General features: G+C 75.1%; 3 protein-coding genes. All 3 read left to right on the forward strand.

Annotated elements, in window-relative coordinates; genetic code table 11:
- Positions 1 to 156 precede the first annotated feature (156 nt).
- The 3 genes from PV364_RS01255 to PV364_RS01265 all read left to right on the forward strand — a co-directional run bounded on the left by PV364_RS01255 (position 157) and on the right by PV364_RS01265 (position 24,273).
- Positions 157 to 22,077, forward strand: a complete 21,921-nt coding sequence (locus PV364_RS01255) for a non-ribosomal peptide synthase/polyketide synthase (protein ID WP_319657652.1) — start codon at positions 157 to 159, stop codon at positions 22,075 to 22,077.
- Entirely contained in the window at positions 22,074 to 22,280 is a 207-nt protein-coding gene (locus tag PV364_RS01260; protein ID WP_319657653.1) for an MbtH family protein, read from the forward strand. The genes PV364_RS01255 and PV364_RS01260 overlap by 4 nt, the downstream gene beginning before the upstream one ends.
- A 130-nt stretch (positions 22,281 to 22,410) precedes the next feature.
- Positions 22,411 to 24,273, forward strand: coding sequence for a hypothetical protein (locus tag PV364_RS01265; RefSeq protein WP_319657654.1), 1,863 nt, complete (start codon positions 22,411 to 22,413; stop codon positions 24,271 to 24,273).
- Positions 24,274 to 24,307 lie beyond the last annotated feature (34 nt).

Below are 24,307 nucleotides of genomic sequence, written 5' to 3' on the forward strand. Positions count from 1 at the left end.
ATCCTTAGGTTAGGCAGGCCTTAACTGTACCCCTGCGAGCTGTGCGGATCCCGCCATACGGTGGGGCTATCAAGTTAGGTAATGCTTACCTTAATATGGCGACCGGTCACGACTCGGCCGAGTCGGTTCCGCAGGTAAGGGGAGGCACGGGCAGCTGTGTCGGGTAACGAAGAACTGACGGCGACGGCAAGGGAATTCTGGCGGGGGAGGCTGGTTCCGCTCGCACAGGAGACCGTTCTCCCCGTCGATGTCCCGTATCCGCAGCGGCCCTGCGGCCCCGCCCTGGTCCGCTCCCGCGCCCTGCCCGGCCCCGTACCGGGCGAGGCGGCACTGCTCGCCGCGTACGCCGCTCTCCTGCACCACTACGGCAGCGGCGCCGGGGATGTCGTCCTCGCCCACGACGGGCTGCCGCTGCGTGTCGCCGTCACCGCCGACACCACCTTCGCCGGGCTCACCGCCCAGGTCGCCGGCGCCGTGGAACAGGGCCGCGCCCACCGGGCGCCCGTCCCCGCCCTCGCCGGCGAACTGGGTGCCCCGGCGACCCGCGGCGGCGGCCGGATCTGCAACACCGGCTTCGCCGCGGGCGGCTGGGCCGGCGGCCCGCTCGACCTGGAACTGCGCGTCACGCCCGGCGAGGTCCACGCCGTGTACCGGCCCGACCTCTTCGGGGCCGCCACCGTCGACCGGATCCTCGGCCACTACACGACGCTGCTCGCGGACGCCGGCGCGCACCCGGACCGCGCGGTCGGAGAGCTGGAGCTGCTGGACGAGGCCGAGCGCCACCGCGTCCTGCACGAGTGGAACGCCACCGCCCACGACGTGCCGCTCGCGACCTGGCCGGCGATGTTCGCCGAGCAGGTCCGCGCCCGTCCCGACGAGACCGCCCTGGTCTTCGAGGACGTCCGGCTGACCTACGCCGAACTCGACGCGCGCGCCAACCGCCTGGCCCACGCCCTGATCGCCCGGGGCGCCGGGCCCGAGGCCGTGGTGGCGCTGGCCGTGCCGCGCTCGGCGGAGCTGATCGTCGCCGAGGTGGCGGTGCTCAAGGCGGGGGCCGCCTACCTGCCGGTCGACACCGACTACCCCGCCGACCGCGTCGCCTACATGCTCGCCGACGCCGCGCCGGTCTGCCTCGTCACCACCTCCGAGGTGGCCGGTGAACTGCCCGACGGGGTACCCGCACTGGTGCTGGACGACCCGGCCACCGAGGCCGAACTCGACGCCCTGCCCACGACCGGCCCCGACCTCGGCGGGCGGCTGACCGTCGCGAGCGCGGCGTACGTCATCTACACCTCCGGCTCCACGGGCCGCCCCAAGGGCGTCGTGCTCTCGCACGCGGGCGTCGCCAAGCTCGTCGCCACTCAGAGCGAGCGCTTCGGCATCGGCCCGCACAGCCGGGTGCTGCAGTTCGCCTCCCCCAGCTTCGACGTGGCCTTCTGGGACCTGTGCCTCGGCCTGCTCTCCGGCGGGCGGTTGGTCGTCGTACCGTCGCACCGGCGCGTGCCGGGCGCGCCACTGGCCGACTACGCGAACGCCCACGGCATCACCTTCATGATCCTGCCGCCGGCGCTGCTCGCGGCCATGCCGGAGGACGTGCGCCTCCCGGCGGAGGCGACGCTGCTCGCCGGCACCGAGCGGGTCTCGCCGGAGCTGGTCGGCCGCTACGCGCGCGGCCGGATGATGTTCAACGCCTACGGCCCGACGGAGGCGACCACCAACTCCACGCTGGGGCTGTGCGACCCGGACACCCCGCCCGGCACCATCGTGCCCATCGGCGTGCCCGACCCGGGCACCCGGGCGTACGTGCTCGACGGCCGGCTGCGGCCCGTTCCGGCAGGTGTCGCGGGAGAGCTCTACCTCGGCGGCGCCGGACTCGCCCGCGGATACCTCGGACGTCCCGACCTGACGGCGGAGCGCTTCGTCGCCGACCCCTTCGGCGAGCCGGGCGAACGGCTCTACCGCACCGGTGACCTGGTGCGCTGGAAGGCCGACGGGCGGCTGGAGTTCCTCGGCCGCGTCGACAGCCAGGTCAAGATCCGCGGTTTCCGCATCGAGCCGGGCGAGATCGAGTCCGTGCTGCGCTCCCACCCCGCCGTCGCACAGGCCGCCGTCGTCGTCCGCGAGGACCGGCCCGGCGACCGGCGCCTGGCCGCCTACGTCGTGCCCTCGCTCGACGGCGACGCCGAGGTCGCGAAGTGGAAGGACCTGCACGAACTGCTCTACGCCGCCGCGGGCTCCGAGGGCTTCCAGGAGAACTTCGCGGGCTGGAACAGCATGTACGACGGACTGCCGATCCCTCTCGCCGACATGCGCGAGTGGCGTGCGGCCACCGTCGAGCGGATCGCCGCGCTCGAGCCGCGCCGGGTCCTGGAGATCGGCGTCGGCAGCGGCCTGCTGCTGTCCCGGCTGGCACCGGACTGCGAGGCGTACTGGGGCACCGACGTCTCCGAGGAGGCCGTCGCCGCCCTGCGCGAGCAGATCCACGGCGTGCCGGGGCTCGCCGGGCGCGTCGAGCTGTCGGCGCGCCCGGCGCACGACACCGCCGGGCTGCCCGAGGGGTGGTTCGACACCGTCGTCATCAACTCGGTCGCCCAGTACTTCCCGGGCGCGGACTACCTGGAGGACGTGCTCCGCAAGGCCGCGACACTGCTCGCGCCCGGCGGCGCCCTCTTCCTGGGCGACGTCCGCAACCTGCGGCTGCTGCGCACGCTGCGTGCCGCGGTGGAGAGCCGGCGCGGTCCCGGCGACGGGACCGCCGGCTCCGACTCCGGCTCCGACTCCGGCTCCGGCTCCGGCGACAAGGAGGCGCTGCGCGCGGCCGTGGACCGGTCGGTGGCGTGGGAGGGCGAACTCCTCGTCGACCCGGACTGGTTCGCGGGCCTCGACGGCTTCGCCGCCGACGTGCGGATCAAGCGGGGCACCCACCACAACGAGCTGACCCGCTACCGCTACGACGTCGTGCTCCGCCCGGCCGGCACCACGGCGGACCCGGACACGGGTGTCGAGATCGCGTGGGCCGCGCTCGGCACGCTCGACGCGCTGGACGGCCGGCTCGCCGCGCGTCCGGAGCGGCTGCGGGTCACCTCGGTGCCCAACGCCCGGCTGGCCGAGGACCTCGACGCGCTCGCCGTCCTGGAGGACAGCAGCCGCCCCGGCGCCGACGGTGCCGAGGGGGTCGATCCCGAGTCGCTGCACGAACTCGCCGCGCGGCACGGCCTGTCGGCGGCCCTCACCTGGTCCGGCGACGCCGACGACGGCAGCCTCGACGCCGTCTTCACCTCCGGTGACGCGTCCCCGGGGCCGCTCTACCGGCCCGGCGGCGGCCGGCCGGCCGCGAACCGCCCGGCTCCGTTCCGCGACGTCTCCGCGCTGATGCGGACGCTGCGCGCGCACGCCGCCGAGTTCCTGCCGGAGTACATGGTCCCCGCGGCCCTCGTACCGCTCGACCGGCTCCCGGTGACGCCGAGCGGCAAGCTCGACGGCGCCGCCCTGCCGGTGCCCGACTACGCCGCGCTCAGCTCGGGCCGTGCCCCGCGCGACGCCCGCGAGGAACTGCTGTGCGCCCTGTACGCACAGGCCCTCGGCGTGCGCGCGGTCACCGTCGACGACGACTTCTTCGCCCTGGGCGGCGACAGCATCGTGGCGATCCGGTTGCTCGTGCTGGCCCGTGGCGCGGGCCTGCGGCTCACTTCTCGGGACGTGTTCCGGCACCGTACGGTGGCCGAGCTCGCGCCGGTCGCTCAGGACACCGACCGGGACGGCGTCGAGCAGGACGCTCCTCTGGTGGAGCCGACGGGGGCCGAACTCGCCGCCCTGCGCGGCGGCCTGCGGACCGCGGTCGAGGAGGTGCTGCCGCTCGGCCCGCTGCAGGAGGGCTTCTTCTTCCACGCGCTCGCCGACGGCGCCGATCACGACGCCTACGTCGTCCAGCAGGCCGTCGAGCTGTCCGGGCCCGTCGACGGCCCGGCACTGCGCCGCGCCATGGAGCGGCTGCTGGAGCGGCACGCGCCGCTGCGGGCCTGCTTCCGGCAGCTCGGCGACGGGCGCCCGGTCCAGGTCGTCGTCCAGGACCCCGCACTGCCGTGGCGCGAGGTGGACCTGTCCGCGCAGGAGGAAGGCGTGCGCCGGGGCCTCGCGGACGCCGTCGCCGCCGACGAGCGGGGCCGCCCCTTCGACCTCGGCCGGCCGCCGCTGCTGCGCTGCGCGCTGGTCCGGCTCGAAGAGGGCCGCAGCCGACTGCTGCTGACGTTCCATCACATCGTCGCGGACGGCTGGTCGCTGCCGGTGCTGCACCGCGAGCTCATGGCCCTGTACGCGCCCGATCCCGCCCCGCTCCCCGAGGTCCCCGCCTACCGGACCTACCTGCGCCGCATCGCCGCCGCGGACCGGGACGCCGCCCGCGCCGCGTGGCGCTCGGCCCTGGCCGGTCTGGACGGGCCGACGCGCCTGGTGGACGTGCCCGCCGACGGCGGTGCGATCGATCCCGCGCAGATCCGGGTGGAACTGTCCGAGCGGGTCACCGCCCGCCTCTCCGCCCGCGCGCGCGAACTCGGGGTCACCCTGGGCACCGTCCTTCAGGGCGCCTGGGGCCTGCTGTTGGGCCGGCTGACCGGGCAGCAGGACGTCGTCTTCGGCACCACCGTCTCGGGACGCGACGTCGCCGTCGACGGGATCGACTCCATGGTCGGCCTGTTCATCAACACCCTGCCGACCCGGCTGGCCTGGGACCCGTCCGTGAGCCTCGGCGCGCTGCTGCGCCGTCTGCAGGACGAACAGAGCACCCTGCTGGACCATCAGCACCTGGGGCTCGCCGAGATCCAGCGGGCCGCGGGGGTCCCGGGCGGCGGCGAACTCTTCGACACGCTCGTCGTGTTCGAGAACTACCCGGCCGGGGCCGGGCCGGCCGACCCCTCGGGCACGGTGCGTGTCACCGGCCACGCCTTCCACGACACCGTCCACTATCCGCTCGCGCTCATCGTGAAGCCGGGCCGCCGTATGGACCTGCGGCTCAAGCACCACGCGCGGCGCATCGACGCGGACGCCGTGCGGGCCGTCGCCGACCGGCTCACCCTGCTGCTGGAGGCCATCGCCGACGGCCCCGGACGCCCCGTGGGCTCCGTCGACCTGCTCACCCCGCGCGAGCGGGACGCCGCCCGTCTCGAAGGCGACCCCCACGAGGTCCCCGCCACCACGCTGCCCGCCGTCATCGCGGCGCAGGCCGCCCGCACCCCCGGCGCCACCGCCGTCGTGCACGACGCGACGACCCTGACGTACGCCGAACTCGACGCGCGCGCCGAGGCGCTGGCCGCCCGGCTGCGCGCACGGGGCGCCGGGCCGGAGCGCTTCGTCGCCGTCGCCGTCCCGCGTTCCGCGGAGCTGATGGTCGCGCTGCTCGGCGTCCTGAAGTCCGGCGCCGCCTATCTGCCCGTCGACCTGGACTACCCGGCCGGGCGCGTCGCCCACATGCTCGCCGATTCCGGCGCCACCACCGTCGTCACCACGGCGGCCGACGCCCCGCGGCTGCCCGCCGTGGAGGGCCTGACGCCGCTGCTGGTCGACGCCCCTGCCGAAGCCGTCCCGGGGCTCGGGGCGGGCGCGAAGGCCCGGCCCGACGACCCGGCGTACCTGATCTACACCTCCGGCTCCACCGGCCGGCCCAAGGGCGTCGTCGTCACCCACCGGGCGATCGTCAACCGCCTGGCCTGGATGCAGGGCGAGTACGGCCTGACGGCCGACGACCGCGTCCTGCAGAAGACCCCGTCCAGCTTCGACGTCAGCGTGTGGGAGTTCTTCTGGCCGCTGTGCGAGGGCGCCGCAGTGGTCCTCGCCCGTCCGGACGGCCACCGCGACCCGGCCTACCTCGCGCGGCTCGTCCGCGAACAGGGCGTCACCACCGTGCACTTCGTGCCGTCCATGCTGGAGGCGTTCCTGAGCGTGCCGGAGGTGACCGGCGACCCGTCGTGGGCGGGGACCCTGCGCCGCGCCCTCAGCAGCGGCGAGGCCCTGCCCGGCGCGGCCGCCGCGCGCTGGCAGGCGCTCACCGGTGTGCCGCTGCACAACCTCTACGGGCCCACCGAGGCCGCCGTCGACGTGACGCACCACCTCTTCGACGGCTCCCCCGGCACCACCGTGCCCATCGGGCGGCCGGTGTGGAACACGGGACTTCGCGTGCTGGACGCCGGTCTGCGCCCCGTACCGGACGGCGTTCCGGGTGAGCTGTACCTCACCGGAGTGCAGCTCGCCCGCGGCTACCACGGCCGGGGCGCGCTGACCGCCGAGCGGTTCGTGGCCGATCCGTACGGCGCCCCCGGCGAGCGCATGTACCGCACCGGCGACCTCGTGCGCCGCCGCGCGGATCACGTGGTGGAGTACCTGGGCCGCACCGACCGTCAGGTCAAGCTGCGCGGCAACCGCATCGAGCCGGGCGAGACCGAGGCCGCCCTCGTGCGGCTGCCGGGCATCGCCCAGGCCGCGGTGACGGTGCGCGAGCAGCGCCTCGTCGCGTACGTGGTACCCGCGGGCGGCAGCGGCCGCCCGGACACCGCCGCCGTACGCGCCGCCCTGGCCGCGACGCTGCCCGCGCCCCTGGTCCCCGACGCCTACGTGGTGCTGGACGCGCTGCCCCTGACCCCCAGCGGCAAGCTCGACCGGGCCGCGCTGCCCGCGCCCGAGGTGGAGCGTGCCGCCGCTCGCGCCCCGCGCACCCACCGGGAGCGGACGCTGACCGAGGTCTTCGCGGCCGTGCTGGGCCTGGAGGACGCCGGTCCTGACGACGACTTCTTCCTCCTCGGAGGCGACAGCATCAGCTCGATCGGCGTGGCCGGCCGCGCCCGCGCGGCCGGCCTGGAGCTGAGCCCGCGCGACGTGTTCGAGCACCGCACCCCCGCGGCGCTCGCGCTGGCCGCCCGCACCGGAGCCGTGGCCGCGGAGCGCACCGGGCCCGCCCGCCCCGAGCTGACGCCCGAGGAGACCGCGCGCCTGCACGGGCTCGCCGGCGGGGCGCCGGCCGAGATCTGGCCGCTCGCGCCGTTGCAGGAAGGCCTGTTCTTCCACTCCGCGTACGACGACGGCGCCCTGGACGTCTACACCGTCCACGAGTCCTTCGACTTCGCCGAGCGCCTGGACGAGGACCGGCTGCGCGCCGCGGCCCGCACGCTGCTCGCCCGCAACCCCGGGCTGCGCGCCGGGTTCACCAGCGACGGGCTGCGCCAGCCGGTGCAGTTCATCGTGGAGGCGCCCGAGGTGCCGTTGGAGACGGTGGACCTGTCCGTGCTGCCGGAGGCCGAGCAGGAGACGCGGCTGCGCGCGCTCATGGACGCGGAGCGGACCCGCCGCTTCGACCTGTCGGCACCGCCCCTGTTCCGCATGCTGCTCGTCCGCCGGGGCGCGGAACGCGGCGACCGCCTCGTCATCGGCCGTCACCTCATCCTGTGGGACGGCTGGTCGGCGTGGCTCTTCCTCGACCAGCTCTTCGCCCTGTACGCGACGGGCGGCGACGACGCCGGCCTGCCGCGCCCCGGCTCCTACGGCGACTACCTCGCCTGGCTGGGCACCCAGGACGACGCGGCGGCCACCGCCGCCTGGCGCGCCGCCCTGGCGGGGCTGGACGAGCCCACTTTGCTGGCCCCGGCCGTCGCCGGCGCGGGACTCGAACCCGTCATCCCCGAGCAGCTCGACGCGCTGCTCCCGGCGGAGCTCGGCGACGCGCTGCGCGAGCGGGCCCGGGCGCACGGCCTGACCCTCAACACGGTGCTCAACGCCGCCTGGGGGCTGACCCTGGCCTCCGCGACCGGCCGCACCGACGTGGTGTTCGGCACCACCGTCGCGGGCCGGCCGGCCGAAGTGCCGGACGTGGAGAACGTCATCGGCACGTTCCTCAACACCGTGCCCGCCCGCATCGCCCTCGACCCGGCGGAGCCGGTCCTCGACCTGCTGCGGCGCATCCAGCGCGAACGCCTGGAACTGATGCCGTACGAGTACCTGGGCCTCGGTGTGCTCCAGTCCGGGACCGGGCACCGCCGGCTGTTCGACACGCTCTTCGTGCTGCGCAACAACGACACCGAGGAACGCCTGGAACGGCTGCGCACCGAGCACGGCGCCACCGCCGTCGCCAACGTGGACGCCACCCACTACCCCGTCAACCTCGTCGTCACCCCGGGGCAGCGCGTCCTCGTCACCCTCGCGCACCGGCCCGACGTCGTCCCGCACGCGGCCGCCCGCGCGCTGCTGGACCGCTTCGCCGTGCTGCTGGAGCGCATGGCCGAGGACCTGTCCGCGCCCGTCGGCCGGCTCGATCCGCTGCTGCCCGCCGAACACGCCGCGCTGGAGCGGGAGTGGGCCGGCAGCCGGGTGCCGGAGCCCACCGAGACGATCGCCGACCTGCTCGCCGCGCAGGCCGCCCGCACCCCGGACACCACCGCGCTGGTCTTCGGCGACCGCACGCTCGGCTACGCCGAGCTGGACGCCGCCGTGAACCGCACGGCGCGCCTGCTGCTCGCCCGCGGCGCGGGGCCGGAGAAGGTCGTGGCGCTGGGTCTGCCGCGCTCCCTGGACATGGTCGTGGCCCTGTTCGCGGTGCTGCGCACCGGTGCCGCCTACCTGCCGCTGGAGCTGGACCACCCGGCCGACCGGCTGTCCCTGATGCTGGAGGACGCCCGGCCGCTCCTGCTGCTCAGCAACGCCGCGGTCTCGGCCACCCTGAACGCGGACACCCCGCGGGTGCTCCTCGACGACCCCGCCGTCGCCGCGGAACTGGCGGAGCTGTCCGACGCCCCGGTGACCGTGCGCTTCAGCCTGGAGCACCCCGCGTACGTCATCTACACCTCGGGCTCCACCGGCCGCCCCAAGGGCGTCGTCACCCCTTACCGGGGCCTGACGAACATGCAGCTCAACCATCAGAGGGAGATCTTCGCACCGGCGATCGCGTCGGCGGGCGGGCGGCGGCTGCGCGTCGCGCACACCGTCTCCTTCGCCTTCGACATGTCGTGGGAGGAGCTGCTGTGGCTGGTCGAGGGTCATGAAGTGCACATCTGCGACGAGGAGTTGCGGCGTGATGCGCACGCCCTGACCGCCTACTGCGAGCGGCACCGCATCGACGTCGTCAACGTCACCCCGACCTACGCCCGCCTCCTCATCGAGGAGGGGCTGCTGGAAGGGCACGTGCCGCCGCTGGTGCTGCTCGGCGGCGAGGCCGTCCCCGAGACGGTCTGGACGCGACTGCGCGACACCGACGGGAGTTACGGCTACAACCTGTACGGCCCGACCGAGTACACCATCAACACCCTCGGCGGCGGCACCCAGGACAGTGCCACGCCCACCGTCGGCCGCCCCATCCGCGGTACCCGCGCGCACATCCTCGACGCCTGGCTGCGCCCGGTGCCCGACGGCGTGCCCGGCGAGCTGTACATCGCGGGTGTCGGCCTGGCCCGCGGCTACCTGGACCGGCCGGGCCTGACCGCCGAGCGGTTCGTGGCCGACCCCTTCGGCGAACCCGGCGAGCGGATGTACCGCACCGGTGACCTGGTGCGGCGTGACCCGGGGGGGAACCTCGATTTCCTCGGGCGCACCGACGACCAGGTCAAGATCCGCGGCTACCGCGTCGAGCCGGGCGAGGTCGAGACCGCCCTCAGCCGCCACCCGCGCGTCGCGCAGGCCGCCGTCGTCGTCCGCGACGACCGGCTCGTCGGCTACGTCGTCCCCGCCCCCGCCGGCGCCGCCGAGCGGGAGTCCACCGAGCGCGCCCAGGTCGGCGAGTGGCAGGAGATCTACTCCGACGAGTACGAGGAGATCTCCACCGCCGTCTTCACCGAGGAGTACGCGGGCTGGGACAGCTCCTACGACGGGCGGCCCATCCCCTTCGAGGACATGCACGAGTGGCGCGAGGCCACCCTCGCCCGCATCCGCGAACTGCGGCCCCGCCGGATCCTGGAGATCGGCGTCGGCTCCGGCCTGCTGCTGTCCCGGCTGGCTCCGGACGCCGAGGCGTACTGGGCCACCGACTTCGCGGCCCCCGTCATCCGCAAGATCGGCGAGGAGCTGCGACGGGACCCTGAGCGGGCGGCCAGGGTGGAGTTGCGCTGCCGGCGCGCCGACGACCTGGAGGGGCTGCCCACCGGGTACTTCGACACCGTCGTCATCAACTCGGTGATCCAGTACTTCCCGAGCGCGGCCTACCTGGAGTCGGTCGTGCGCGGCGCCATGGAGCTGCTCGTCCCCGGCGGCGCGCTCTTCGTCGGCGACGTCCGCAACCTGCGGCTCGCCCGCACCTTCCACGCCGAGATCCAGCACGCCCGCGGCACGGCCGGAGCGCAGTTCGAGCGGGCCGTGGACCGCGCCCTGCGGCTGGAGAAGGAACTCCTGGTCGACCCCGACTTCTTCGCCGGGCTGGGCTACGGGCTCGACCTGCGCACCAAGCGCGGCCTGCACCACAACGAGCTGACCCGGCACCGCTACGACGCCGTGCTGTACCGGGGCGAGCCCGCGGTGCGGCTGGGCGACGAGCCGCGTACGGTGTGGTCGCGGGACCTCGCCGAGCGCCTGCGTGAGCAGCGCCCCGAGCGGCTGCGCGTCACCGCGATCCCGGACGGCCGTGTCACGCCGGGCGGCGTGGACCCCGAGACCCTGCACGACCTGGGCGCAGGGCTCGGCTACCGCGTGCTCACCACGTGGGCGGCGGAGGCGGGCACCTATGAGGCCGTGTTCGTCCCCGGCGACACCACCGGCACCACCGCCGGGCTGTACCGGCCGGGCGGCGGCGCCGCCCCCTACGCCAACGACCCGGCGGCGGGCCGCGACACGAGCGCCCTGGTGCGGGTGCTGCGCGAGGACCTGAAGCGCGAACTGCCCGAGTACATGGTCCCGGCGGCCTTCGTCACCCTCGACCGGCTGCCGATGAACGCCAACGGCAAGCTGGACGTGCGGGCGCTGCCCGACGCCGAACCGGCCGTGGCCCTGGGTGGCGGACGCGGTCCGCGCACCCTGCACGAAGAGGTGCTGTGCCGGCTCTTCGCCGAGGTGCTGAGCCTGCCGTCGGTGGGCGCCGAGGACAACTTCTTCGACCTCGGCGGCCATTCGCTGCTGGCCACCCGCCTGGTGGGCCGGGCCCGCACGGAGCTCGGCGCCGAACTGGCCATCCGCGACCTCTTCGAGGCCCCTACGCCCGCGCAGCTCGCGGGCCGGGCGGACGCCGGCCGGCCCGCGCGCCCCGCGCTCGCCGCGGCGCCCCGGCGCCCCGAGCGCGTCCCGCTGTCCGCCGCGCAGCGCCGCCTCTGGCTGGTGGAACGCCTCACCGGCGGCGGTGCCGCGTACAACTTCCCGCTCGTCTTCCGGCTGCGCGGCGCCCTGGACACGGACGCGCTGCGGCACGCCCTGCACGACGTGGCGGCGCGGCACGAGGCGCTGCGCACGCTCGTCGGTGAGCAGGGGGGCGAGCCGTACCAGCGGATCGTGCCCGCGGACGAGGCCCTGCCCGGGTTCTCGGTCACCGGATGCGCCGGGTCCGACCTCCCCGGGCTGATCGAGGCGGCCCAACGCCGCCCCTTCGACCTGGGGACGGAACTGCCGCTGCGCTGCGAGGTGTTCCGGGTCGGCGCCGACGACCACGTGGTGGCCGTCGTACTGCACCACATCACCACCGACGAATGGTCCGACCGCCCCTTCATGGCGGACCTCACCGCCGCCTACACCGCCCGCGCCGCCGGCTCCGCCCCGGCCTGGCAGCCGCTGCCCGTCCAGTACGCGGACTACACCCTCTGGCAGGAGCGCCTGCTCGGCACCGTCGGCGACACGCAGCTCGGCTACTGGACGGAGCGGCTGCGCGACCTGCCCGAGGAGCTGGCGCTGCCGCTCGACCGGCCGCGTCCTGCCGCGCCCACCGGCGCCGGCGCGATCGTGCGCCGCGAGGTGCCCGCCGACCTCGGCCGGGAGCTGCGGGAGCTGTCCGCCGCCACGGGCACCAGCATGTTCATGCTCTTCCAGGCCGCCACCGCCGCGCTGCTGCACCGGCTCGGCGCGGGCGAGGACATCCCGCTCGGCGCGCCCATCGCGGGCCGCACCGACAGCGGTCTCGACGACCTCGTCGGCTTCTTCGTCAACACGCTCGTCCTGCGTACGGAACTGTCCGGCGACGACCTGACGTTCCGTCAGCTACTTGTCCGGGTGCGCGAGTCCGCCCTGGAGGCCTTCGAGCACCAGGACGTGCCCTTCGACCGGGTCGTGGAAGCGGTGAACCCCCCGCGCGCGGCGGGCCGCAACCCGCTGTTCCAGGTGATGCTGGGCTACCACCACCGGCCGGACGGCGACCCCGACGTCTTCGGGCTGCCCACCGAGTGGTTCGACATGGACACCGGCACCGCCAAGTTCGACCTCGACTTCACCTTCGTCGACCACGGCGAGGCGCACCCGCTGGCGCTGCTGCTGGAGTACGCCTCCGACCTGGCCGACGAGGACACCGCCGCGCTGCTCGTCGAGCGGCTGGTGATGCTGCTGCGGCAGGCCGCCGCCCACCCCGACCTCCCGCTGGCCGAGTTCGACCTGCTGACGTCCGGCGAGCGCGAGGCCGCCGCCGGCGTCTGGAACGACACCGCGCACCCCGCCGAGACCCGTGCCGTCCCCGAGATCCTCGCCGACACCGTCCGGGCCCACCCGCGGCGGACGGCGCTGGTCACCGCCGAGGGCGCCCTGACCTTCGCCGAACTGGGCGCCCGCGTCGACACCATCGCCGCCCTGCTGCGCGGACACGGCGCGGCCGAGGGCACCGTCGTCGGCCTCGCGCTGCCGCGGCACGCCATGGTTCCCGCGATCCTCGGCGTGCTCGCCTGCGGCGCCGCCTACCTGCCGCTCGACCCCGCCCTGCCCGCCGACCGGCTGGAGTTCATGCTCCGCGACGCAGGCCCGGTCTGCCTGCTGACCACCGCCGATCTCGCCGAACGCCTCCCGGCCGCGCCGGGCGTGGCGCGGCTGCCGCTCGACGGGCCGCTGCCCGAGGCCGAGTTCGTCCGCCCGGCGGCCGGGTACCCGGCGCTGGGCGCCGCGTACACGATCTACACCTCCGGCTCCACCGGCACCCCCAAGGGCGTCGTCGGCACCCACCGGGGCCTGTCCAACCTCTACGGCGCACACCTGCGCGACATGATCGAACCGGCGGTCCGGGCCACCGGCCACGAGGTCCTGAAGGCCGCGCACACCGCCTCGTTCAGCTTCGACGCCTCCTGGGACCCGCTGCTGTGGCTCCTCGCGGGCCATGAGCTGCACGTCGTGGACGAGACGACGATGACGGACCCGGTCGCGCTGCTCGCGCACCTGGCGGAGACGGGCGCCGACTACGTCGACCTGACCCCGACCTACCTGGGCGAGCTGACCCACCACGGCTTCCTCGCCCCGGGCGGCTACGCGCCCGCCGTCCTCGCCGTCGGCGGAGAGGCCACCCCGCCCGCCCTGTGGCAGCGGCTGTCCGGGCTCCCCGGCACCCAGGTGCACGACCTGTACGGGCCCACCGAATCCTCGGTCGACGCCTACGGACGCCACAGCGGGGCCCCGGAGTGGGCGGCGCCGCTGGACAACACCCGCGCGTACGTCCTCGACGAGCGGCTGCGCCCGGTACCGGTCGGCGTGCCCGGCGAGCTCTACCTCGCCGGCGCGGGCCTCGCCCGCGGCTACCTGGGCCGCCCGGACCTGACGGCCGAGCGGTTCGTCGCCGACCCCTTCGGGGCGCCGGGCGAGCGCATGTACCGCACGGGCGACCTGGCCCGTCGCCGGTGGGGGTCCCCCCGGCCGGAGGCTGGGGGAGGCTCGCTGGAGTACCTGGGCCGCGCCGACGACCAGGTCAAGATCCGCGGCTTCCGTGTGGAGCCCGGCGAGATCGAGTCCGTCCTCACCGCGGACCCGCGCGTCTCGGCGGCCGCCGTCGTCGTCCGCGAGGACGCCCCCGGCGTGCCGCGCCTCGTCGGGTACGTCGTCCCCGCCCCGGGACAGGACACCGACCCGGCCGCGCTGCGTGCCCGCGTCGCCGCCGCGTTGCCCGAGCCCATGGTGCCCGCGGCGTTCGTCGAGCTCGCGGCCCTGCCGCGCACCGCCAACGGCAAGCTGGACCGGGCCGCGCTGCCCGCGCCCGACCTGTCCGCGGCCGTGGGCGGGCGACCGCCCCGCACCCCGCGCGAAGAGGTGCTGTGCGAGCAGTTCGCCGCCGTGCTCGGACTGGGACGGGTGGGCGTCGACGACGACTTCTTCGTCCTCGGCGGCCACTCGCTGCTCGCGATGCGCCTGATCAGCCGCATCCGTGCGGTGTTGGGCGCCGAGGTGTCGCTGCGCGCCGTCTTCGACGCGCCGACCGTCGCCGGGCTCGCGGGCCTGCTCGACGGACCGCGCGCCGCGGACCGTCCGGCGCTGACCGCCGGCCGTGCCGTCCCGGAGCGGCTGCCGCTGTCCTCGGCCCAGCGGCGGCTCTGGCTGCTGCACCAGGTGGACTCCGCCGACCCCTCCTACAACCTCCCGGCCGCCTGGCGCCTCACCGGCGCCCTGGACCGTGCCGCGCTGGAGGCGGCACTGAACGACGTCGTCACCCGCCACACCACCCTGCGCACGGTCTTCCCGGCCGTGGACGGCGTGCCGTACCAGCACGTGCTGGAGCCGGAGCGGGCACGCGTGACGCTCGGCACCGCCGCCCAGGACGAACTGCCCGGGATCGCCGCCCTCCCGTTCGACCTGGAGCGCGAACTCCCGCTGCGCGCCGCCCTGTCCGCGACCGGTCCTGACGAGCATGTGCTGCTGCTCGTGCTCCACCACGTCGCGACCGACGAGTGGTCGGACCGGGCGCTGCTCGCCGACCTCGGCACCGCCTACGCGGCGCGCGCCGCCGGCCGTGCCCCCGACTGGGCGCCGCTGCCGGTCGGGTACGCCGACTACACCCTGTGGCAGCGGGAGCTCCTGGAGCACTCCGGCGACGACCTTCTCGCGTACTGGACCGCGACCCTGCGCGGCCTCCCCGAGGAGCTGGCGCTGCCCACCGACCGGCCACGTCCGCAGGAGTCCTCGCACGCCGGCGGCACCGTCGGCTTCACGATCAGGCCCGAGCTGGAACGGTCACTGCGCGCGCTGGCCCGCCGCGAGGGCGCCAGCATGTTCATGGTCTCCCAGGCCGCCGTCGCCGCCCTGCTGCACCGGCTCGGCGCGGGCGAGGACATCCCGCTCGGCGCGCCCGTCTCCGGCCGCGCGGACGAGCGGCTGGAGGACCTGGTCGGCTTCTTCGTCAACTCCCTTGTGCTGCGCACCGATCTGTCCGGCGACCCGGACTTCGCGGAGCTGCTGCGCCGGGTCAGGGAGACCGACCTGGCCGCGTACGAGCACCAGGACCTGCCCTTCGAGCGACTGGTGGAGGCCCTCAACCCGGCCCGCTCCCTCGCCCGGCACCCGCTCTTCCAGGTCATGGTCGTCCACCTCGCCGAGCGCGGCGGCACGCCCGTGCTGCCGGGCCTCACGGTCCGCCGGGAGCCGGCCGGCCAGGACACCGCCAAGTTCGACCTCAGCTTCGACTTCGTCGAGCAGGGCGAGGGCAACGGCATCCAGGGCTGGATCGAGTACAGCGCCGACCTCTTCGACCGTCCGACCGCCGAGCGGCTGGCCCGGCGCATGGAACGGCTGCTGGAGCAGGTCGCGGCCGAGCCCGGGCGGCCTGTCGGCCGCATCGACGTCCTGGACGGGGAGGAACGCGGCCGGGTGCTGGAGGAGTGGAACGCCACCGGGCGCGCCGTGCCGGAGCCCACCCTCCCCGAGCTGTTCCGCGCCCAGGCCGCGGCCACCCCGTCCGCGACCGCGCTGCTGTTCGAGGACACCGCGGTGGGCTACGCGGAGCTGGACGCGCGCGTCGAACGCCTGGCCCACGCCCTCGCGGGCGCAGGCGTGGGACCGGAGTCGACGGTCGCCGTCGCACTGCCGCGTTCGGCCGCCCTCGTCGTCACCCTGCTCGCGGTGCACCGCGCGGGCGGCGCCTACCTGCCGCTCGACACCGACTACCCGGCGGAGCGGCTGGCGTTCATGCTGTCCGACGCCCGCCCGGTGTGCGTGGTGACGGCGGACGGCGTGGCCCTGCCGGACACCGACGCGCCGCGCCTGCTGGTCGACGCCGACGGCACCCCCGCGCCGCAGGCCGCCACCGGCCCGCTGCCGCGGGCCTACGACCCGCGCCGGCCGGCGTACGTCATCTACACCTCCGGCTCGACCGGCCGTCCCAAGGGCGTCGTCGTGCCGCAGGAGGGCATCGTCAACCGACTGCTGTGGATGCAGGACGCGTACGGCCTCACCCCGGACGACCGCGTGCTGCAGAAGACGCCGTCGAGCTTCGACGTCTCCGTCTGGGAGTTCTTCTGGCCGCTGATCACCGGCGCGGCACTCGTCGTGGCCCGGCCCGAGGGCCACAAGGACCCGGCGTACCTGGCCGGCCTGATCCGGCGGCGCGGCGTCACGACGGCGCACTTCGTGCCGTCCATGCTGCGGGCCTTCCTCGACGAGCCCGCCGCGGCGGCCTGCACCGCCCTGCGCCGCGTGCTGTGCAGCGGCGAGGCACTGCCCGCCCCGCTCGCGGCCCGCTTCCACGAGGTGCTGGGCGCGGCCGGGTTGCACAACCTCTACGGCCCCACGGAGGCGTCGGTGGACGTCACGGCCCACGAGGTTCCCGCCGGCGCGGAAGCCGTGCCGATCGGCCGGCCGGTGTGGAACACCCGTACCTACGTGCTGGACGCGGCGTTGCGCCCGGTGCCGCCCGGCGTGCCCGGGGAGCTCCACCTCGCCGGCGTCCAGTTGGCGCGCGGCTACCTCGGCCGGGCCGGGCTGACCGCGGAGCGGTTCGTCGCCGACCCGTTCGGTCCGAGGGGGAGCCGCATGTACCGCACGGGCGACCTGGCCCGCTGGACGGGCGGCGGGGAGCTGCAGTACCTGGGCCGCGTCGACGACCAGGTCAAGCTGCGCGGCTTCCGCGTCGAACCCGGCGAGATCGAGAACGTGCTGGCCCGGCATCCCGGGGTCGCCTCCGCCACCGTCCTGCTGCGCGACGAGCGGCTGGTGGCGTACGTCGTCCCCGCCCCCGTCCCGGGACGGGACGCGGACACGGCGGCCCTGCGCGCCCACGCGGCCGCCGCGCTGCCCGAGCACATGGTGCCCGCCGCCTTCGTGGTCCTGGACGCCCTGCCGCTCACGCCCAACGGCAAGCTGGACCGGGCGGCGCTGCCCGCCCCGGACTTCGCCGCCGAGGTCACCGCGACCGCGCCGCGCACCCCGCGCGAGGCACGGATGTGCGACCTCGTCGCCGCCGTCCTCGGTCTCGAACGGGTCGGTCCCGACGACGACTTCTTCCGGCTGGGCGGCGACAGCATCATCGCGATGCAGCTCGTCGTCCGGGTCCGCGCCGCGGGCCTGACGATCACCCCGCGCGACGTCTTCCGGCACAGGACACCGGCCGGTCTGGCCGCCGCCGCAGTGGACACCGTCCGCCAGGACACGGAAGAGGACGCCGCGCTGCTGCCGGATCTCACCGACGCCGAGCGCGCCGAACTGGCGGACACCGGCGCGGCGGAACCGCTGCCGCTCACCCCGCTCCAGGCCGGGCTGCTCTTCCACGCCTCCTTCGACAGCGGCGACCAGGGCCCCGACGTCTACACCGTCCAGGTGTCGTACGACCTCGAGGGCACCGTCGACGCCGAGCGGCTGCGTGCCGCCGGACAGGCGCTGCTCGACCGGCACGAGAGCCTGCGCGCGGGCTTCCGCTACCTCTCCTCGGGCCGTCCCGTGGCCGTGGCGCCGCGCTCGGTGCCGCTGCCGTGGCGCCAGGTGAACGTGCCGGACGGGGACGCGGAGTGGGAGCGCCTGCTGCTCCAGGAGCGGCGCCGCTTCGACCCGGCGGAACCGCCGCTGCTGCGCATGCTGCTGGCCCGGACGCACGACGGCCGCCACCGCCTGGTGCTCTCGCACCAGCACCTGCTGCTGGACGGCTGGTCGGTGCCCCGCATGATGGCGGAGCTGACCGCCCTCTACGACGGGACCGCCCCGCCCGCCCCCGCCCCCTACCGCGACTACCTGCGCTGGCTGTCCCGGCAGGACACAGCGGCCTCCGCCGCCGCCTGGGCCGTGGCCCTGGACGGGCTGGAGGAGCCCACCCACCTGGTGCCCGCCGACGCCAACCGGACGCCGGTCGTGCCCCGCACCCACACCGTCGAGGCCGACGAGCGGCTGACGGAGGCGCTCGGCACGCTCGCCCGCCGCCGCGGTCTGACCGTGAACACCCTGGTGCAGGCCGCCTGGGCGATCGTGCTGTCCCGGCTGACCGGACGCGACGACGTGGTGTTCGGCGCGACGGTGGCCGGCCGGCCGCCGGAGCTGGACGGCGTGGAGTCGATGATCGGCCTGTTCATCAACACCGTGCCGGTCCGTGTCCGGCTGCGCCCGCAGGAGCCGGTCGGCGCCCTCCTGGACCGCCTGCAGGACGAGCAGTCGCGGCTCCTCCCCCACCAGCACCTGGGGCTTGCCGACATCCAGCGCGACGCCGGGCTCGGCGACCTCTTCGACACGCTGATGGTCTTCGAGTCCTACCCGGTCGCGGACGAGCCGGCGGACACCGACCCGGCGGCCCTGCGCCTGTCGGTCCGCGACCACGAGGACTCGACGCACTACCCGTTCGCCTGGGCGGTCGAACCGGAGGCACGTCTGCGCCTGACGGCCGAGTTCCGTCCCGACCTGTTCGCCCCGGCCGCGGCCGGGCGGATCGCGTCGGCCATGGTCACCGTCCTGGAGGCGATGGCCGGCGACCCGGACACCGCCGTCGGACGCCTCGACATCATCGGCGACGCCGACCGGCGCCTGCTGCTGGGGACCTGGAACGACACGGACCTGTTCGCGCAGGCGGCGGGCGCCACCGTCCCCGCCCTGTTCGCCGCACAGGCCGGGGAGTCCCCGGACGCGGTCGCCGTCACCGACACGACCGTGACGTGGACCTTCGCCGAACTCGCCGCCCGCACCGACCGGCTGGCCCGCGTCCTGGCCGGCGCGGGCGCGGGACCCGAGGAAATCGTGGCGCTGGCGCTCCCGCGCACCGCCGACCACATCGCGTCGATCCTGGCCGTGATGACGGCGGGCGCCGCCTATCTGCCCGTCGACCCCGACCTGCCCGCCGACCGCGTGCTCGCCATGCTGGCCGATGCCCGTCCTCGGCTGATCCTCACCACGCGGGAACTCGCCGCGTCCCTGCCAGACACCGACGTCCCGGTGCTGTACGTGGACGCCCTCGACGGGCTGCCGGAGGCGGCGCCGCAGGCCCCGGCAGCCGGCCACCCGGCGTACGTCATCTACACCTCGGGCTCGACGGGCCGCCCCAAGGGCGTCGTCGTCACCCAGCGCAGTCTGGCCAACCTCTTCCACAGCCACCGCCACGACCTCCACGACCGGGCGAAGGCACTGACCGGCCGCCGCCACCTGCGGGTCGGCCACGCCTGGTCCTTCTCCTTCGACGCCTCCTGGCAGCCGCAGCTGTGGCTGCTCGACGGGCACGCGCTGCACATCGTCGACGACGAGACGCGCCGCGACGCCGAGCTCCTCGCCACCCTGATCCGCGACGAGGGCCTGGACTTCATCGAGGTGACCCCGTCGCTGCTGGCGCAGATGGCCGACGCGGGCCTGATCCGCGACGACCAGTGCCCGCTGTCGGTCGTGGGCGTCGGCGGCGAGGCCGTGCCGGACGCCCTCTGGTCGCGCCTGGCCGCGCTGGAGGCGACGGAGGCGTTCAACCTCTACGGGCCCACCGAGGCCACCGTCGACGCCCTCGTCGGCCGGGTGGCGGACAGCGACCGCCCGGTCGTCGGCCGCGCCGTGCACAACACGCGGGCGTACGTCCTGGACGCCTCGCTGCGCCTGGTGCCGCCCGGCGTCACCGGCGAGCTGTACCTGTCCGGCGCGGGGCTCGCGCGGGGCTACCTGGGCCGCCCCGACTTGACCGCCGAGCGCTTCGTCGCCGACCCGTACGGTCCGCCCGGCGCCCGGATGTACCGTACGGGCGACCTCGCGCGGTGGACGGAGGAGGGCCGGCTCGCATACGCCGGACGCTCCGACGAGCAGGTCAAGATCCGCGGCTACCGGGTCGAACTCGCGGAGGTCGAGGGCGCGCTGGCCCGACACGAGTCGGTCGCCCAGGTCGTGGTCGCCGTCCGCGAGGACCGCCCGCGCGTCCGGCAGCTCGTCGGCTACGTCGTCCCCGCCGAGGGCCACGACGCCGATCCCGCCGCCCTGCGCGCCCACGTGGCGGCGACGCTGCCCGAGTACATGGTCCCGGCCGCCGTGGTCGTCCTGGACCGGCTGCCGCTGCTGTCCAACGGCAAGCTGAACCGCAAGGCGCTGCCCGCCCCGGACTTCACCACCGGAGCGGGTGGCCGCGAGCCGGCGAACGACACCGAGCGGACTCTGTGCGGGATCGTCGCCGAGGTGCTGGGCCTGCCCGCCGGGGCCGTCGGCACGGACGACGACTTCTTCGCCCTGGGCGGCGACAGCATCGTCGCCATGCAGTTCGTCAGCCGGGCGCGAGCGGCCGGACTGCGGATCACCCCGCGCCAGGTGTTCCAGCTCCGTGACGCGGCCTCGCTCGCCGAAGCCGCGGTCCCGCTCGCGGGCGACGAGTTGATCCGCCCGCACGACGACGGCACCGGCCTGGTCCCGCTCACCCCGATCATGCACGCCCTGCGTGAGCGCGGCGGCCCGATCCGGGGCTACCACCAGGCCGCCCTGCTGCAGACCCCGGCGGACCTGGACGAGAAGGCGCTGCTGGCCGTCCTGCGGGCCGTCGCCGACCGGCACGACATGCTGCGGGCCCGCCTGGAGCGCACACGGACCGGACCGTGCTCCACCGCTGATGCCGGCGAGCAGTGGGCGCTGCGCGTGCCCGCCCCCGGCACCGTGGACGTGGCGTCCTGGCTCGCCCGCGCCGACGTCGCCGGTGCGGACGACGCGGGGCTGCGCGAGGCGATCGCCGCGCACGCGGTCACCGCCCGCGCCGGACTCGACCCGGACACCGGTGACATGGTGCGCGCGGTCTGGTTCGACGCGGGGCCGGGCAGGCCGGGCCGCCTGCTGCTGCTCGTCCACCACCTCGTGGTCGACGGCGTGACCTGGCGCATCCTGCTGCCCGACCTCGCGGCGGCCCGGGAGGCCGTCGCGGCGGGCCGCACCCCAGAGCTGCCGCCGGTGGACATCTCGTTCCGCCGCTGGTCCGAGCTGCTGACCGCCCGCGCCCAGGACCCGTCGCGCGAGGACGAACTGCCCTGGTGGACCTCGGTCCTCGCGGACGGCGCGGGCCTGCCCCTGGCCCGGCCGCTCGACACGGAACGCGACACGGTCGAGAGCACCCGCCACCTGTCCCTGACCCTGCCCGCCGAGATCACCGAACCCCTGCTCGGCCGGGTCCCGGCCGCGTACGGGGCGAGCGTCAACGACGTCCTGCTGACCGCCTTCGCTCAGGCCGTCGCGGAGTGGCGGACCCGCGTGCTGGGCGCGCGGCCCGGCAGCGCGGTCCTGGTCGACCTCGAGGGCCACGGCCGTGAGGAGGAACTGGCCGGCAACGCCGACCTGTCCCGCACCATCGGCTGGTTCACCAGCGTCGTCCCGGTCCGCCTCGACCCGGGCGCGGCCGGACTCGATCCGGAGGAGGCCGTCGGCCGCGTCCGCGAGCACCTGACCGCCCTTCCGGCGTCGGGCGCCGGCCACGGGCTGCTCCGCCACCTCAACCCGGTGACGGGACCCGAGCTGGCCCGACTGGCCGAACCACAGATCGAGTTCAACTACATGGGCCGCTTCGACGTTCCCGAGTCGGCCGACTGGTCGTACGCGCCCGAGGGCGACGCCGCCGACCTCGACGCCGACCCCGGGATGCCCATGTCCCACGCCCTCACCCTCAACGCCCTGACCGAGGACCGCCCCGGCGGCCCCGAGCTGGGCGCCCACTGGGCCTACGCCGGCGAACTCCTCACCGAGGAGGCCGTCCGGGATCTGGCACAGACCTGGTTCCGGGCCCTTGAGGCCCTGGTCACACGGAAGGAATCCACCCGATGAGCAGCAACCCCTTCGAGAACCCCGACGGCGTCTACTCCGTCCTGGTCAACGCCGAGGGCCAGCACAGCCTGTGGCCCGACTTCGTCGACGTCCCCGCGGGCTGGACCGTCGCGCACGGCCCGGCCGGCCGCCAGGAGTGCCTGGAGTACGTCGAGACCCACTGGACGGACCTCCGCCCGAAGAGCCTCGTCGAGGGAGCCTGACGCACCGCGCGGGCGGGCCCTTCCCTTGCGTGCCCGCCCGCGCGGTGTTTCGCCCAATTCCTTCGACAGCACGTGGACCGGCCTGACAGGCTGCGCCCATGACCTACGGAATCGAGTCCCACCCCAGCCGGTGAACCCTGAGGAAGGGCGTGCCGCGCCCGCCCTCCCCCTCGCTCTGTACGACCGCGCCCTGAGCCTGTTGCACCAATCCCCCGACGGGCTCCCGCCCCGGCGCGGTCACTCCCTCGCCGAGAGACGGGAACCGGGCGACCCCCAGCTGCCCTGGGACGAGGCGAGGAAGGCCATTCGCGCAGCGCTGGATCCACTGCCGGATGACTCTGCGACCCTGCATCGCCGCTTTGCCCGGCTCGGCGTCCGGGACCGGCACCGCCATCTGGTCCACTCGACGGTCGCGGGCCTGGCCCTGCCGGCCGGCCAGTGGACCGCGGCACGCTCCCTGGGCAGGGCGCTGACCCGGACCGGTACGACCGTGTCGGCCGTCGCCTCCGGAATCGCCCTGCTCGTCCGCCTCGGTGAGCCCGAGGACATCCCGTATCTGTTCACGCTCGGTCTGCTCCGGGAGTTCACCGGCCCTGCCGTCGAGGCCCTGGAAAGGTTGGACCGGCAAGCAGCCGGTGTCGTGTCGCTCGCCGCCCGCCCCCACGACGAGCTACGGCCGCTCGTGCGCGCCCTGTGTGCGCGAGACCAGCGCGCCGTACAGGAAGAGTTGACTGCCTTCCCCGTCTCGTCGGGCCGGGTCGGCGCGGCGGACGCGCGCCGGGTCGTGGAGGCCGTACGGCTGCCGCGACTGCTCGACCGGCATCCCTCCGACACGGCTCTGCTGGCCCGGGCGAGCAGGCTGCTCGTGTGGATGGGACGCTCTCACGACGACCCGACCGACCTCCTCGCCTACCGCGACGCGCCCGAGCTGTACGAAAGGGTCGTCACCCGCGCCGGTCTTCTGCCGCCGAGCCTCGACAACCACGCCGCCTTGCTGTCGCTCGCGCTGGATCTGAGCAGCGGCACCGGCGTCCTGCTCGACTGGCCTCCCGGCCGGCGCACCGCGCTGCTGGAATCGCTCGGGAGGCTGCTCGCCGAACCTCGATGGGCCTCGACCGCGGACATCGCCGGAGGCGACGCGGACGATGGGGTGCGCGCACGGTGGATACGTTGCACCGGACGGCGGCCGTTCGCCCTCCCCGCCACGGCCGGCAGGCTGCACGTCGAGATGGTGGCGGGCGACCCCGCTCACTCGAAGCAGGTGGAGGCCCGCATCCTCATCGACGGACGCCCGATCGTCCCGGCCGTGTTCACCCATGGTCCCGTCAACGGCCCCGACCTCCTCCTGGAGGACGGGCACCTTCGCGCCGGTCCCGAGCCCCGTGAAGTGCAGCTCGCGGAGGCCCGCTGTACCGAGGGGTGCTGCGGCGCGCTGTACGTCACGATCCGGCGGGACGGCGACCAGGTGGTGTGGGAGAACTGGCGTCGGTCGATGTCCGGTTCACGGGAAACCCCGCCCGAGGTGCTTCCCCACCGGTTCGACGCCGCGGCCTACGACGCGGAGATCGCCCGCGCCGAGACCGACCGCTCCTGGTCCTGGCGTGCCCGCGCCGTGGCCCGCCTCATCAAAGCCGGGCTGATCGAGACGCCGGATCTGCTGAGCAGATGGGACGCGAGCCGGGGCTGGATCAGCAGTGGCCTGGAAGATCCGGACGTCACCGTGGTGACCTTCTGGTATGTGCCCGGACTCGCCTCCGGCACCCCGGACGGGGCCGACAGCCCCCTCCAGTTCCGCTGGGACATCCCGGACGACGGCACCCCACCCGAGACCCAGGCCGCCGCTGCACTGCGCCGCCTCGCCGACGAGGACCCGAGAACCTACGGCCGCGTGTGCGGTGGAACCCGCAAGCGCGCCCAAGAACTCGGTTTCCCCTGGCCGCCGCAAGCCGTGGGAGGGCGGCGACGACAACCGCCGGAACCGCGCCCACGGTGACCCCGCCCTGCTGCTTCCACGCCGAAGACCGGCG

Origin of the sequence: Streptomyces sp. MI02-7b, from assembly GCF_033793585.1 — a bacterium.
In the GTDB taxonomy this organism is placed as follows: Bacteria; Actinomycetota; Actinomycetes; order Streptomycetales; family Streptomycetaceae; genus Actinacidiphila.

What these genes read in the sequence shown, in the direction of transcription:
- PV364_RS01260 (WP_319657653.1), top strand. Translation starts at nt 22,074, where the DNA reads ATGAGCAGCAACCCCTTCGAGAACCCCGACGGCGTCTACTCCGTCCTG.